General features: G+C 43.4%; 1 protein-coding gene. It reads left to right on the top strand.

What is annotated here, in order from left to right:
- Positions 1 to 81 precede the first annotated feature (81 nt).
- A protein-coding gene (locus TT11_RS16550; protein WP_261871200.1) for an IS5 family transposase occupies positions 82 to 832 on the top strand; the annotation gives its coding sequence in 2 pieces (ribosomal slippage) (positions 82 to 320 and positions 319 to 832; 753 coding nt in all).
- Positions 833 to 844: the final 12 nt, after the last annotated feature.

Genomic DNA, 844 nt, shown 5'->3' with positions numbered 1-844 from the left:
TAGGGCGTGTCTTCAATTGGATAAGCCCTAAATAATAGTTACAATACCGCATCTATTGAGTCGATGCGAGAAATACAAGTTATGGCAAGAAAAGCATTAACAGATACGCTTTGGGATCAATTGCAATCGACGATGATAAAGTACGGCTGCTATCAAACTCAAAACAGCCGAGAGATCATGGAAGCCATACTGTGGAAACTACGCACAGGGGCGCCTTGGCGTGACATACCTGAAGAATTATGTTCGTGGAAAACAGCCTATAGTCGTTTCAACCGCTGGTCGAAAACTGGCTTATGGGCGGATTTTTTTTGGCTTTTGAGCAGAAGTTGATACGGAATGGGTATTCACAGACGGAAGCTATGTTCGCTGTCATCAGCATGCAAGTGGAGCTCGGCGTGGTGAAGAGCGAGCAATTGGACAAAGCCGTGGCGGAGCAACTACAAAGATACACCTATCCTGTGATGCCGATGGATATCCGCTCCAATTTAAAATCACTGGGGGTGACGTCCACGACAGTCAAATTGCAGGTGAATTGATTGAGATGATTGGACAGGCAGATTACTTTATCGCTGATAAAGGCTATGACTCAGAGTGTATCAGAGACAAAGCTCGAAGCCATAATATGATACCTGTCATCCCTAAAAGGAAAAATGCCAAACAGCCTAATCCAGAGTTTGATAGCTATTTGTACAAACTGCGTCATCTTGTTGAAAATATGTTTGCAAGGCTTAAGCATTTTCGTAGTATCGCTACTCGCTATGAGAAGTTAGCGCGTAATTTTAAGTCAATGCTTTATCTGGCGTGTACTATCGTTCATTGTAAGATGAATTGAAGACACGCCCTA

It is taken from the genome of Psychrobacter sp. JCM 18901, assembly GCF_000586435.1.
In the GTDB taxonomy this organism is placed as follows: domain Bacteria; phylum Pseudomonadota; class Gammaproteobacteria; order Pseudomonadales; family Moraxellaceae; genus Psychrobacter.
Note: the sequence above shows the minus strand (reverse complement) of the source record. Positions and strands in the feature narration are given on the sequence as shown.